General features: G+C 52.2%; 16 protein-coding genes. 12 read left to right on the plus strand and 4 right to left on the minus strand.

What is annotated here, in order from left to right; translation table 11 throughout:
• Nucleotides 1-240: 240 nt before the first annotated feature.
• Genes CU081_RS19100 through CU081_RS26905 form a run of 3 tightly spaced genes read left to right on the plus strand, consistent with a single transcriptional unit; the run spans nucleotide 241 to nucleotide 1,488 of the window.
• The gene (locus CU081_RS19100; RefSeq protein ID WP_022650808.1) at nucleotides 241-1,269 is read left to right on the plus strand and encodes a sensor domain-containing diguanylate cyclase; all 1,029 of its coding nucleotides are present in this window, start codon (nucleotides 241-243) and stop codon (nucleotides 1,267-1,269) included.
• Nucleotides 1,270-1,314: 45 nt separating this feature from the next.
• Nucleotides 1,315-1,413, plus strand: a complete 99-nt coding sequence (locus CU081_RS19105; protein WP_015570793.1) for a YoaK family small membrane protein — start codon at nucleotides 1,315-1,317, stop codon at nucleotides 1,411-1,413.
• Nucleotides 1,414-1,434: 21 nt separating this feature from the next.
• Complete coding sequence (locus CU081_RS26905; protein ID WP_071532068.1) at nucleotides 1,435-1,488, plus strand: hypothetical protein; 54 nt, start codon at nucleotides 1,435-1,437, stop codon at nucleotides 1,486-1,488.
• Nucleotides 1,489-1,541: 53 nt separating this feature from the next.
• On the opposite strand, the gene CU081_RS19115 is transcribed toward CU081_RS26905, so the two are convergent.
• Nucleotides 1,542-1,790 carry a GlsB/YeaQ/YmgE family stress response membrane protein gene (locus CU081_RS19115; protein WP_003857896.1) on the minus strand — a complete coding sequence of 83 codons (249 nt, stop codon included), beginning with the start codon at nucleotides 1,788-1,790 and terminating at the stop codon, nucleotides 1,542-1,544.
• A 371-nt stretch (nucleotides 1,791-2,161) separates the two neighbouring features.
• On the opposite strand from CU081_RS19115, the gene yncL reads away from it, so the two are divergent.
• Complete coding sequence (gene yncL / locus CU081_RS19125; protein ID WP_071524166.1) at nucleotides 2,162-2,254, plus strand: stress response membrane protein YncL; 93 nt, start codon at nucleotides 2,162-2,164, stop codon at nucleotides 2,252-2,254.
• Nucleotides 2,255-2,378: 124 nt separating this feature from the next.
• A complete protein-coding gene (locus CU081_RS19130) occupies nucleotides 2,379-3,878 on the plus strand; it encodes an EAL domain-containing protein (protein ID WP_022650807.1) in 1,500 nt (499 codons plus the stop codon).
• Nucleotides 3,879-3,882: 4 nt separating this feature from the next.
• On the opposite strand, the gene CU081_RS19135 is transcribed toward CU081_RS19130, so the two are convergent.
• Both CU081_RS19135 and icd read right to left on the minus strand, forming a co-directional pair.
• Nucleotides 3,883-4,128: a YmjA family protein gene (locus CU081_RS19135; RefSeq protein ID WP_022650806.1), complete on the minus strand. Its 246-nt coding sequence runs from the start codon at nucleotides 4,126-4,128 to the stop codon at nucleotides 3,883-3,885.
• 75 nt (nucleotides 4,129-4,203) lie between these two features.
• Nucleotides 4,204-5,454, minus strand: a complete 1,251-nt coding sequence (gene icd, locus CU081_RS19140) for an NADP-dependent isocitrate dehydrogenase (protein ID WP_003857898.1) — start codon at nucleotides 5,452-5,454, stop codon at nucleotides 4,204-4,206.
• Nucleotides 5,455-5,571: 117 nt separating this feature from the next.
• On the opposite strand from icd, the gene rluE reads away from it, so the two are divergent.
• From rluE to purB, 5 genes are read left to right on the plus strand one after another with little or no spacing between them, the layout of a single operon-like run.
• Entirely contained in the window at nucleotides 5,572-6,234 is a 663-nt protein-coding gene (rluE, locus tag CU081_RS19145) for a 23S rRNA pseudouridine(2457) synthase RluE (protein ID WP_022650805.1), read from the plus strand.
• On the plus strand, nucleotides 6,234-6,707 hold the full coding sequence (locus CU081_RS19150) for an NUDIX hydrolase (RefSeq protein ID WP_022650804.1): 474 nt from the start codon (nucleotides 6,234-6,236) through the stop codon (nucleotides 6,705-6,707). Before rluE ends, CU081_RS19150 begins: the two co-directional genes overlap by 1 nt.
• 40 nt (nucleotides 6,708-6,747) lie before the next feature.
• Nucleotides 6,748-7,860, plus strand: coding sequence for a tRNA 2-thiouridine(34) synthase MnmA (gene mnmA, locus CU081_RS19155; RefSeq protein ID WP_032628201.1), 1,113 nt, complete (start codon nucleotides 6,748-6,750; stop codon nucleotides 7,858-7,860).
• 27 nt (nucleotides 7,861-7,887) lie between these two features.
• Nucleotides 7,888-8,517: a high frequency lysogenization protein HflD gene (gene hflD, locus CU081_RS19160; RefSeq protein ID WP_006809213.1), complete on the plus strand. Its 630-nt coding sequence runs from the start codon at nucleotides 7,888-7,890 to the stop codon at nucleotides 8,515-8,517.
• 19 nt (nucleotides 8,518-8,536) lie between these two features.
• On the plus strand, nucleotides 8,537-9,907 hold the full coding sequence (gene purB / locus CU081_RS19165; RefSeq protein ID WP_022650802.1) for an adenylosuccinate lyase: 1,371 nt from the start codon (nucleotides 8,537-8,539) through the stop codon (nucleotides 9,905-9,907).
• Between the two features lie 87 nt (nucleotides 9,908-9,994).
• Here purB and CU081_RS19170 read toward each other — a convergent pair whose 3' ends face one another.
• Nucleotides 9,995-10,387 carry a hypothetical protein gene (locus CU081_RS19170; RefSeq protein ID WP_022650801.1) on the minus strand — a complete coding sequence of 131 codons (393 nt, stop codon included), beginning with the start codon at nucleotides 10,385-10,387 and terminating at the stop codon, nucleotides 9,995-9,997.
• Nucleotides 10,388-10,786: 399 nt separating this feature from the next.
• Between CU081_RS19170 and phoP the strand changes: the two genes are divergently transcribed.
• Nucleotides 10,787-11,458 carry a two-component system response regulator PhoP gene (phoP, locus tag CU081_RS19175; protein ID WP_026094318.1) on the plus strand — a complete coding sequence of 224 codons (672 nt, stop codon included), beginning with the start codon at nucleotides 10,787-10,789 and terminating at the stop codon, nucleotides 11,456-11,458.
• Entirely contained in the window at nucleotides 11,459-12,922 is a 1,464-nt protein-coding gene (gene phoQ, locus CU081_RS19180) for a two-component system sensor histidine kinase PhoQ (protein WP_015570801.1), read from the plus strand.
• The last annotated feature ends 15 nt before the right edge of the window (nucleotides 12,923-12,937 follow it).

Below are 12,937 nucleotides of genomic sequence, written 5' to 3' on the forward strand. Positions count from 1 at the left end.
TAAACCTGCACGATTCCCTCTTATAGTGATACCTGTTCTCACACTGACCAGAGAACATCATTCCGTAATCAAGATGTTTTGCCCCGATCTCAACATCGGGGCTTTTTTTAGCCTCTCCCTCATCCGCTTTCAGAAGAATCTATAAAATTAATCCTGTTCATGTTTTACTATGACCGGAGTCTAAATTTTCAGCATAACATGCAGATACAGAGGTCTTCTGCATGGGAGTCAACCTGCCTCATGTCAGATATCATTCTTGCCCGTGTTTCAGAAACCCTCTCCACTGAACAATCTCTCGACAGTCTGGTGCGTCAGCTACTGGAAATGCTGGAAATTGTGACGGATATGGAATCAACCTACCTGACCAAAATCGATATTAACGCGCGTTTGCAGCACATTTTATATGCCCGTAACAGCAAGCAAATGCAAATCCCGGAAGGGTTCAGCGTGCCCTGGGACGAAACGCTCTGTAAGCGCGCCATGGATAGCGACACTTTGTTCAGTAACGAGGTGCCCGACCGCTGGCCGGAGTGTGAAGCGGCAAAAGCACTGGGTATTACAACCTATATGAGCGTGCCGGTTCACCTGGCTGACGGTTCTCTGTACGGCACGCTTTGCGCTGCCAGCACCGCACAGAAACAGTTCAGCGAGCGTGGCGAGCAGGTGATCAGGCTCTTTGCAGGGTTAATTGGTCAGTACATTCAGAAAGAGTCGCTTGTGCTTCAGCTTCGTGAAGCAAATGCGGCGCTCATTGCCCACTCTTACACCGACGCCCTTACCGGCCTGCCGAATCGTCGCGCCATTTTTGAAAACCTTACCACCCTGTTCTCACTGGCGCGCCATCTTAGCCGCAACGTCATGATTGCCTTTATTGACCTCGATGATTTCAAGCGAATCAATGACCAGTACGGGCATGAGGCGGGCGATCGCTTTCTCGTACAGGTCGGCAAGCGACTGACTCACGAGCAAACGCAGGATGAGATTATTGGCCGGCTCGGCGGCGATGAATTTCTGGTTGCCAGCCTGAGTCACAGCGTTGATGGCGACGCCAGTACAGAGATCAACGCAATCAAAACCCGCCTCAATGGTCTTATTGCGGGCGAATACGGGTTAGGCAATGCCACCATTCTTTATCCCGGTGCAAGCCTTGGCGTCGTTATTGTTGATCCTCACAGCACGGATGAAGATAGCGCCCTGCGCACCGCGGACCTCGCGATGTATCAGGATAAAAAAGGAAAAAGCAAAACAGGCTTTGTCGCGTTAGATTAAAACCGTACACTCTACGGCCTTATACAAACTCAAACAGGTGATGGCATGAGAATAGGGATCCTCTTTCCGGTGGTTATTTTTATCACAGCGGTGGTGTTTTTAGGCTGGTTTTTCCTTGGCGGTTACGCCGCGCCGGGGGCATAAATGAGAAAAACGACCATCATCATGCTGATTGTCGCCATCGTGGCCGTCGCCGGTACGCAGTTAGGCTGGTGGTAACGCCCAAAGTAAAAAGGCCGCCGTCAGGCAGCCTTTTTTAACACAGGTCAGATTTAGCTTTTGATTTTTCTGTAGATAAACAGAACAACCAGCGCGCCAATCACCGCGACGACAAAGCTGCCGAAGTTGAAGCCATCAACTCTGCCAAAGCCGAACAGGGTACTGATCCAGCCGCCGACGACTGCACCCACAATCCCCAGAATGATCGTGACGATGAAACCGCCGCCATCTTTGCCCGGCATAATCCACTTCGCCAGGATCCCCGCAATCAGCCCAAAGATAATCCAGGATAAAATTCCCATAGCTTTCCTCTCTGTATGGTTTTTGTCATTAAATCAACGACACAGAAAAGGATAGCACAGGATCTGAGAAAGGAAATTTGTGATAAGAATCACACGGCTCGTTTGAGTAAAATATGAGCAGTAAAAAATGTCGATCCACACTCATCCTGGGGTTGCATCTTCTACTGAGAAAGATTATCTTTCTCATTACTGAATAGTTGAGCAAATAACTCAGGTATTCAGTACGACATTGCTCACATTGCTTCCAGTATTTCTTGCCCACTTTTTAGTGGGCTTTTTTTTTGCCTCAACCCACCAAAATCTGGCGTTTTTTCTGTGGAGGTGAAACGCTATTCTCTGTGGCTTCTGAATAACCAAAAAGCGTTGATAACATGAACGTATCGAGCAAGTTCGTCATCTGCCTTAATCTTGTTTCTGCCAGTACGCTACTGTTACTGCTCTCAACACGGTTTGAGTGGTTCTGAGTTGAAAGGAGCCTGGCAGGGTGGATTTCCTTCCGATTCCGTGCCGGCTCAACTCTCATACTTGTAGCTTTTATGACCTGTGATAAGATCCCTGCACCTCAGGACGTGGCGGGACAGCAGGAAAATGAAGAAGGCCATTGCCGTTGCTATCATCTCAACCCTAATGGTCGTCCTGTCGCTGTATGCGGTTAACGCCATTATCGTTGAGCAGCAAAAGAACCGGCAGAGGGAGATCTCCCACACGCTCTTAAGCTATTCCGAAGAGTTAACGCAAAATATCGCCAGTACGCTTAAAAATACCTCCGCGCAGGGATGCGATAGCGCCAGTCTGAACGTCTACCGAAAATTAAAGATGCGTAGTCTCTATTTCGCCGATGTGGGGTTTATTGAAAAGGGGAAAATCACCTGCACCGCGTTTTGGGGCAAGCTGGCAAATCCCATCGCCCTTCCCCCTGAGCTGCATAAAACCCAGAACGGATTCAGTCTGGCGCAGTTTTCGCAGAAAGATTTCTTTATCGGTAATGCGACAATTTATAACCACCTTATTATTTTCACCTCCCGTTCAGCCTACGATAAATTTGCCCCCGTTACCGCCAACTATTCGCTTCGTTCTTCCACTAAAGATTTCGGCCGCACCTTTTTCACCGTTACGCCGCCATCAGAAAACTTCAGCCGCTTACAGTCTCTGTTATTTACGCTGGCTGTGACAGAGTGCAGTACACGCTGGGATTTGTGCGTTACCGTCACACACCACGATGCCGGACTGGCTTCGCTCTCCCACGTAGTGATGGTGCTTCTGTGCTTGTTTTTATACTTTATCTGGGTATCCCTGACGCTGTTTTCTCTTCGACTTTATGAAGACCGACGTTCTCTGGAACGAACGCTGGTCAAAGCGGTAAAAGCGAATACCATCAGCGTTCATTTTCAGCCTGTTATTCGGGTTGCTGATAAGAAAATCGTCGGGGTTGAAGTGTTATCAAGATGGCAGGATAACAATCACAAAGAGGTTTCTCCTGAGCTGTTTATCCCGTTAATCAAAAAAATTGGCCTGTATAACGTTTATTATCAGAACATGATAAAGAAATCCCTGGCGGAAATTGCCGCGCTGGCCGCTGAACATCAGTTAATGATTTCACTGAACGTTGGCCGGACGGAAATTGAAGACGGCAAATTCCTGTCGGTATTACGTCATGCATGCTCAGAGAACGCGATTCCTTTATCGTTAATCAAAGTTGAGTTATCCGAGAATGGCGTTTCCACCTCGGCCATCCTTGAAGAGTTTTGTGAGGAGCTTAAATCGGCAGGCGTCAAAATTTCAATAGACGATTTTGGCGTGCAAAACTCTAATCTTGCCAGGCTCACAAATCTCAAATATGACGAAATCAAGGTAGATAAGTCGTTAGTGGACGGCATCAGCGAGCACTATAAACAGGATATCCTGGTGATCTTCAGCGACGCGCTCGCTAAACTGAACAAAACCCTGGTTTTTGAAGGGGTTGAAAGCGAAACACAATTTCAGTTCATCGCGCAGAGATACCCCGATGCCCTCGTACAAGGCTGGTACTTTTCAAAGTCGCTAACCCGGCACGACCTCGCCAGGCTGCTGGCAGACTCAGCGCGATGACGCGTTATTCATTGCCCCACTGATTCAGGAAGTTCGCAATATCGTCAATGCGCGCTTCGTCTATCTCCGCCTGGACAGCCATCTCCCGCTGCGCCTCTTCACTGATTTCCTCATTGTTGTATAAGCGAGTGAGCAGCAGCTGGAAATAGTGTGCCAGCGGCGTACGCTCTGCCTCTTCTACCGGTTTCGCCGTTTCAGTCGCATACTCGTCGACGATGTCATAATACTTGAGCGGGATATCATGGGTCATAGCGTTGTTTCCGTCTTGTGTGCATAAAAAACGGGAACCCTCAGGCTCCCGTTGTCATTTAACCCAGCGAGTGGATTACATGTTCGCGATAATCGCGTCGCCAAACTCTGAGCATTTCAGCAGTTTAGCGCCTTCCATCAGACGTTCAAAGTCATAGGTGACGGTTTTCGCGTTAATCGCGCCTTCCATACCCTTAACGATCAGGTCTGCGGCTTCGAACCATTCCATATGACGCAGCATCATCTCTGCGGACAGAATGATAGAGCCTGGGTTGACTTTATCCTGGCCTGCGTATTTCGGTGCAGTACCGTGAGTGGCTTCGAACAGGGCGCACTCGTCACCGATGTTCGCGCCCGGGGCGATACCGATACCACCCACCTGTGCTGCCAGCGCATCGGAGATGTAGTCACCATTCAGGTTCATACAGGCGATCACGTCATACTCAGCAGGACGCAGCAGGATCTGTTGCAGGAACGCATCGGCAATCACATCTTTAATGATGATCTCTTTACCGGTGTTCGGGTTCTTAATTTTCTGCCATGGGCCGCCGTCGATCAGTTCACCGCCGAACTCTTCGGTCGCCAGCTGGTAGCCCCAGTCTTTGAACGCGCCTTCGGTGAACTTCATGATATTGCCTTTGTGCACCAGGGTCACAGAGTCACGATCGTTGGTGATAGCGTATTCGATGGCGGCACGCACCAGACGCTTGGTCCCTTCTTCGGAGCACGGCTTGATGCCGATGCCGCAATGCTCAGGGAAGCGAATTTTCTTCACGCCCATCTCTTCGCGCAGGAATTTAATCACTTTTTCTGCGTCAGCAGAGTCCGCTTTCCATTCGATACCCGCGTAGATGTCTTCAGAGTTTTCACGGAAGATAACCATGTCGGTCAGTTCCGGGTGCTTAACTGGGCTTGGGGTGCCCTGGTAGTAACGCACCGGACGCAGACACACATACAGATCCAGTTCCTGACGCAGCGCCACGTTCAGGGAGCGAATGCCGCCGCCAACTGGCGTGGTCAGAGGGCCTTTGATAGCAACGCGATAGTCGCGGATCAGGTCCAGCGTTTCGGCTGGCAGCCAGACGTCCTGGCCATAAACTTGAGTGGATTTTTCACCGGTGTAAATTTCCATCCAGGAAATTTTACGCTCGCCTTTGTAGGCTTTCTCAACAGCGGCATCAACCACTTTCAGCATCGCCGGGGTAACGTCTACACCGATACCGTCACCTTCGATGAACGGGATAATCGGGTTGTGAGGAACGTTAATCTTGCCGTTTTGCAGGGTGATCTTTTTACCTTCCGCCGGAACAACTACTTTGCTTTCCATTAACCTCTCCTTCGAGCGCTTCTGGTTGTTACTGATCTTATGTTAATAAATTGTAATGAGCCTTCCGATAGTACCTGATTGTCCGACGCCATGAAAGGTCTTCGTTATTAGGCTATAATGCGGCAATTGATAACGCCTGAAAATACCATGACGAAAACTTCTTTTAGAAAACACCGGGTTGAGCGATTCAGCTCACGACAAGCCACCAGAAGAACGCCAGAACCCCAGCCAACGCGGGTCATACTGTTCAATAAACCCTACGATGTATTGCCGCAGTTTACCGACGAGGCCGGGCGCAGCACGCTGAAGGACTTTATCCCCGTACAGGGAGTCTACGCAGCGGGACGCCTGGATCGCGACAGCGAGGGGCTGCTGGTCCTTACCAATGACGGCGTGCTCCAGGCCAGGCTTACTCAGCCGGGCAAACGTACCGGAAAAATTTACTATGTGCAGGTTGAAGGCGAGCCGGACGACGCGTCGCTGGCAAAGCTGCGCAACGGCGTAACGCTGAACGACGGTCCCACCCTGCCGGCTGGTATTGAACGTGTGAATGAACCCGAGTGGCTGTGGCCGCGCAACCCGCCGATTCGTGAGCGTAAATCCATTCCTACCAGCTGGCTTAAAATCACCCTTTATGAAGGCCGCAACCGACAGGTCAGGCGCATGACTGCGCATGTGGGCTTCCCTACCCTGCGACTCATTCGCTACGCCATGGGCAGCTATACGCTGGACTCGCTGGCAAACGGGGAATGGCGGGATGTTACCCCTAAGGAGAACTGATGTTTAAACCTCATGTTACGGTCGCCTGCGTGGTCCACGCGCAGGGGAAATTCCTGGTGGTGGAAGAGACCATTAACGGCAAAGCGCTGTGGAACCAGCCAGCCGGGCATCTTGAAGCCAATGAAACCTTATTGCAGGCAGCGAAACGCGAGCTCTGGGAAGAGACGGGTATCCGCGCCGAACCGCAGCACTTTATCCGTATGCATCAGTGGATAGCGCCTGACCAGACACCTTTCCTGCGCTTTTTATTCGCCGTTGAGCTTAACGAAACGTGCGCCACTGAACCGCACGACGACGATATCGATCGCTGCCTGTGGGTGACCGCAGAGGAGATCCTGAACGCGCCAAACCTGCGCTCGCCACTGGTTGCGGAAAGCATCCGCTGCTGGCAGTCTACGGCGCGCCTGCCGCTGGATGTCATTGCAGAATTTAACTGGCCGTTTACAGAGGGTGTCAATGGTGGGGGGGCGTGATAGAATACGCCGCCTTGAAGTTCAATGTCGTGAGTATTCCATGTCAGATAACAGCCAGAAAAAAGTAATCGTCGGCATGTCCGGCGGTGTCGATTCCTCCGTTTCCGCCTACCTGTTGCAGCAACAGGGCTATAAGGTGGAGGGCCTGTTCATGAAGAACTGGGAGGAAGACGATGGCGAGGAATACTGCACTGCCGCTGCGGATCTCGCCGATGCGCAGGCCGTGTGCGATAAGCTCGGCATCGAACTGCACACCGTTAACTTTGCCGCAGAATACTGGGACAATGTTTTTGAACTCTTCCTCGAAGAGTACAAAGCGGGCCGCACGCCAAACCCGGATATCCTGTGCAACAAAGAGATCAAATTCAAAGCCTTCCTGGAATTCGCTGCGGAAGACCTGGGCGCAGACTACATTGCGACCGGCCACTACGTGCGTCGCGCGGATGTGAATGGCAAAAGCCAGCTGCTGCGCGGTCTGGACGGCAACAAAGATCAGAGCTACTTCCTCTATACGCTGAGCCACGAACAGATTGCCCAAAGTCTGTTCCCGGTCGGCGAGCTGGAAAAGCCGGAAGTGCGTAAGATTGCTGAAGATCTGGATCTGATCACCGCGAAGAAAAAAGACTCCACCGGTATTTGTTTTATCGGCGAGCGTAAATTCCGCGAGTTCCTGGGGCGCTACCTGCCTGCACAGCCGGGCAAAATCGTCACCGTTGACGGTGATGAGATTGGTCAGCACCAGGGACTGATGTACCACACTCTCGGCCAGCGTAAAGGTCTGGGTATCGGCGGCACCAAAGAGGGCAGCGAAGATCCGTGGTATGTGGTCGACAAAGACGTCGAAAACAATATTCTGGTTGTGGCTCAGGGTCACGACCACCCGCGCCTGATGTCCGTTGGACTGATCGCGCAACAGCTGCACTGGGTCGATCGCGAGCCGCTGGAAGGCACGCTGCGCTGCACAGTGAAAACGCGCTATCGCCAGACGGACATCCCTTGCACCGTAACCGCACTGGATGACGATCGCATTGACGTGCGTTTCGACGAGCCGGTTTCCGCCGTTACCCCTGGCCAGTCTGCTGTTTTCTACAGCGGCGAAATTTGCCTCGGCGGTGGGATCATTGAACAGCGCCTGCCGCTGCCTGCTGTTTAAACCGTTTGCACACATAAAGGAGACCGTGTGGCGAAGAACTATTACGACATCACCCTGGCGCTGGCGGGAATTTGCCAGTCAGCCCGTCTGGTGCAACAGCTGGCGCATCAGGGTCATTGCGACGCTGACGCCCTGCACGTTTCACTTAACAGCGTTATCGACCTCAACCCAGGCTCCACGCTGGGCGTCTTTGGCGGCAGTGAAACCAATCTTCGTCTCGGTCTTGAAACTCTGCTCGGCGTGCTCAACGCCAGCAACCGTCAGGGGTTGAATGCGGAACTGACCCGCTACACCTTAAGCCTGATGGTGCTGGAACGTAAGCTGAACGCGGCAAAAGGCGCAATGAATACCCTGGGCGATCGCATCGCCGGGCTACAGCGCCAGCTCGACCACTTTGACCTCCAGTCTGAGACCCTGCTGAGCGCGATGGCCGGTATCTATGTTGACGTGATTAGCCCGCTCGGCCCGCGTATTCAGGTCACCGGTTCGCCTGCCGTATTGCAAAGCCCACAGGTACAGGCGAAGGTACGCGCTTCGCTGCTGGCAGGCATCCGTGCCGCCGTGCTGTGGCAACAGGTCGGCGGTGGCCGCCTACAGTTAATGTTTTCTCGTCATCGCCTGACGACTCAGGCAAAACAAATTCTTGCTCATTGTTAACCTCCCGGAGTTGCGAATTATGGAATTATCCTCACTGACCGCCGTATCCCCTGTCGATGGACGCTACGGCGATAAAGTCAGCGCGCTGCGCGGGATCTTCAGCGAATATGGCCTGCTGAAGTTCCGTGTTCAGGTTGAAGTACGCTGGCTGCAAAAGCTGGCCGCCCAGACAGCAATCAAGGAAGTTCCTGCTTTTGACGCAAAGGCAAACGATTACCTTGATAAAATCGTTGCTGAGTTCAGCGAAGAAGATGCCGCGCGCATTAAAACCATCGAACGCACCACCAACCACGACGTGAAAGCAGTTGAATACTTCCTGAAAGAGAAAGTGGCATGCGTCCCTGCCCTGCACGCGGTATCTGAATTTATTCACTTCGCCTGTACGTCTGAGGATATTAACAACCTGTCTCACGCGCTGATGCTCTCTACCGCGCGGAAAGAGGTGGTACTCCCTTACTGGCGTAAAATCATTGATGCGGTGAAAGCGCTGTCCGTGGAATACCGCGACATTCCGCTGCTGTCCCGTACTCACGGCCAGCCAGCAACCCCATCCACCATGGGTAAAGAGATGGCGAACGTGGCGTACCGCATGGAACGCCAGTATCGTCAGCTGGAGCAGGTTGAGATCCTCGGCAAAATCAACGGCGCTGTGGGTAACTACAACGCCCACATCGCCGCGTACCCGGAAGTGGACTGGCACCAGTTCAGCGAAGAGTTTGTGACCTCTCTGGGGATCCAGTGGAACCCGTACACCACCCAGATTGAGCCGCACGACTACATCGCCGAGCTGTTTGACTGCATTGCGCGCTTCAACACCATCCTGATCGACTTCGATCGTGACGTATGGGGTTACATCGCCCTGAACCACTTCAAGCAGAAAACCATCGCCGGGGAAATCGGTTCGTCCACCATGCCGCACAAAGTGAACCCAATCGACTTCGAAAACTCCGAAGGTAACCTGGGTCTGGCGAATGCCGTGTTGCAGCATATGGCGAGCAAGCTGCCGGTATCCCGCTGGCAGCGCGACCTGACTGACTCCACGGTGCTGCGTAACCTGGGCGTAGGTATTGGCTACGCGCTGATCGCCTACCAGTCCACCCTGAAAGGTGTGAGCAAACTGGAAGTTAACCGCGACCGTCTGCTGGACGAGCTGGATCACAACTGGGAAGTGCTGGCGGAGCCGATTCAGACCGTGATGCGTCGTTACGGCATTGAAAAACCGTACGAGAAACTCAAAGAGCTGACCCGCGGTAAACGCGTTGATGCTGAGGGTATGAAACAGTTTATCGATGGTCTGGCGCTGCCCGAAGAAGAAAAAGCGCGCCTGAAAGAGATGACCCCGGCAAACTATATTGGCCGTGCCATCACTATGGTTGACGAGCTGAAGTAATCGCCCTTCCCCCTTTCCATCCGGAAAGGGGGCTGTTTTTCATCATCGAGTTGATGTTTTCACGTCACATTACCTGTTTTGCCGGGATTAAAGCCTGCCGTCAGGATGGTTGTTAATTTTCGTTGTGGAATAACTTTCCGGAATATATCGTTTTAAGCCGAACGGGCACAGTTTGAACTGGCACGGGGTTTCAGCCGTGCACGGACGATCCATCTCTTGCCGGTTGCCTGGACACGCGTTTTTCTGTTTGAACCCCATCCAGCCTATGGATGTAAAGGGCATTGCCTGCGCTATCCATACTCTACGGCGTCGATCGTTAATCAGGATCCCCTGGTTTGAGGTGGTGATGATTTCACCTGTACGAACGTAATAATCTCCCTTTAACCACAGGATATAATTCAGGCCATACTGTGTTTCAACTTTGCAAAAGATAGTTCCGCTTTCCGGGCTCGCAATAGTCTCAACAACCTTCCATTCCATAAAACCCTCTTTACTCGCTATATTGCTGTTTTGTCGTGTAAAAATGCTGCTTTTCTGGCACATCTTATGTTATGCAAATCTAATTTCGCACCATAAAATAAGCATAGACAAAGGCATACATAGTGAGAACATCCTTACAAAAAAAAGGGCAATCTTTACAAAACTGGCGTGACCCTTCTGTCAAAAAAGCGACTCGCCTTCAACATTTCATAAACGGATGGCTGTTTTATCCGGATTGCAGAAGCTTGCGAAAACAAGTCCGTTTATATTACCCGCGCCTGGCGTCATGCCCCCTGTGTTCTGGAGCATGCAAAAAAATCATTTAATTTCATCGCGCTGGTGTCAACCTGAATAATCAGCGTTAAACTATTCATACCATTTATAAAGGGAGAAGTGATGATGCGCGTACTGGTTGTTGAGGATAACGCATTGCTACGTCATCACCTGAAAGTTCAACTTCAGGAGATGGGTCATCAGGTGGACGATGCTGAAGACGCAAAAGAGGCCGATTATTATCTCAATGAACACCTGCCGGACATCGCCATTGTCGATTTAGGGCTACCGGATGAAGACGGATTGTCCCTTATCCGCCGCTGGCGTAGCCATGACGTTTCCCTGCCGGTGCTGGTGCTAACTGCCCGTGAAGGCTGGCAGGACAAGGTTGAAGTCCTGAGCGCTGGCGCGGATGACTACGTGACCAAACCCTTCCATATTGAAGAAGTCGCCGCGCGTATGCAGGCGCTTCTGCGCCGCAACAGCGGGCTGGCGTCGCAGGTGATCTCTCTGCCGCCATTCCAGGTGGATCTCTCCCGCCGCGAATTTTCTATTAATGATGAAGTGATCAAGCTGACCGCATTCGAATACACCATCATGGAAACGCTGATCCGTAACAACGGTAAAGTGGTGAGCAAAGATTCCCTGATGCTTCAGCTCTATCCGGATGCCGAACTGCGCGAAAGCCACACCATTGACGTGCTGATGGGCCGCCTGCGTAAAAAAATTCAGGCGCAGTACCCGCATGACGTGATCACCACCGTGCGTGGTCAGGGCTACCTGTTTGAATTACGCTAAATGAAAGGGATTTTGCGTCACATTTTACCCCTTTCGCTGCGGGTTCGCTTTTTGCTGGCAACCGCCGCCGTCGTGCTGGTGCTGTCGCTCTCTTACGGGATGGTGGCGCTGGTCGGGTATAGCGTGAGCTTCGATAAAACCACCTTCCGCCTGCTTCGCGGCGAAAGTAACCTGTTTTATACCCTGGCGAAGTGGGAGAACAACCGAATTACCGTCGAGATGCCGGAAAACCTGAATCAGCAGAGCCCGACGCTGGCGCTGATCTACGATGAAAAAGGGAAATTGCTGTGGGCCCAGCGCGATGTCCCGTGGCTGAAAAAGCGCATCCGTCCGGAATGGCTGAAAACCAACGGTTTTCATGAAATAGAAGCCGATCTCAACTCCACCAGCAGCCTGCTGCGTGACGATCGCGCCTTACAGATCAAGCTTAATGAGATCCGTGCCGAAGATGACGACACGGAGATGACCCACTCTGTGGCCATCAACCTTTATCCCGCCACCCTGAACATGCCGCAGTTAACCATTGTGGTGATCGATACCATCCCGGTTGAGCTGAAACGCTCATATATGGTATGGAACTGGTTTGTGTATGTTCTGGCTGCCAACCTGCTGCTGGTGATCCCTCTCCTGTGGGTTGCTGCATGGTGGAGCCTCCGCCCGATTGAATCCCTTGCCAAAGAGGTACGCGAGCTGGAGGAACATCACCGCGAGAAGCTGAACCCGGAAACTACGCGCGAACTGACCAGCCTGGTGCGCAACCTCAACCGCCTGCTGAAAAGCGAACGTGAACGCTACGACAAGTATCGCACGACGCTCACCGACCTTACGCACAGCCTGAAAACCCCGCTGGCGGTGATGCAGAGTACCCTGCGTTCCATGCGCAGTTCGAAAATGAGCGTGGATGATGCAGAGCCGGTGATGCTGGAACAAATCAGCCGTATTTCACAGCAGATCGGCTATTACCTGCACCGCGCGAGCATGCGCTCCGGAAGCGCTCTGTTGAGCCGTGAACTGCACCCGGTAGCCCCGCTGCTGGATAACCTCACCTCGGCGCTGAACAAGGTGTACCAGCGTAAAGGGGTCAACATCAGTCTGGATATCTCACCGGAAATTAGCTTTGTTGGCGAGAAGAATGACTTTATGGAAGTGATGGGAAACCTGCTCGATAACGCCTGCAAATATTGTCTGGAGTTTGTCGAGGTCTCCGCGCGGGTAACGGATAACGAACTGCATATTATCGTTGAGGATGATGGTCCTGGCATTCCCCGTAATAAACGCGAAGTGGTGTTCGATCGCGGCCAGCGCGCCGATACGCTGCGGCCAGGCCAGGGCGTCGGATTATCCGTCGCCAGGGAAATTGTCGATCAGTACGAGGGCAAGATTGAAACCGGTGAAAGTTTGCTGGGCGGAGCCCGGATGGAAGTCATTTTTGGCCGCCAGCATCCCGTATCGAACGATAGTTGACCCGGAATGTGAAAA

It is taken from the genome of Enterobacter sp. CRENT-193 (assembly GCF_002787395.1).
GTDB classification, from domain to species: Bacteria; Pseudomonadota; Gammaproteobacteria; order Enterobacterales; family Enterobacteriaceae; genus Enterobacter; species Enterobacter hormaechei_C.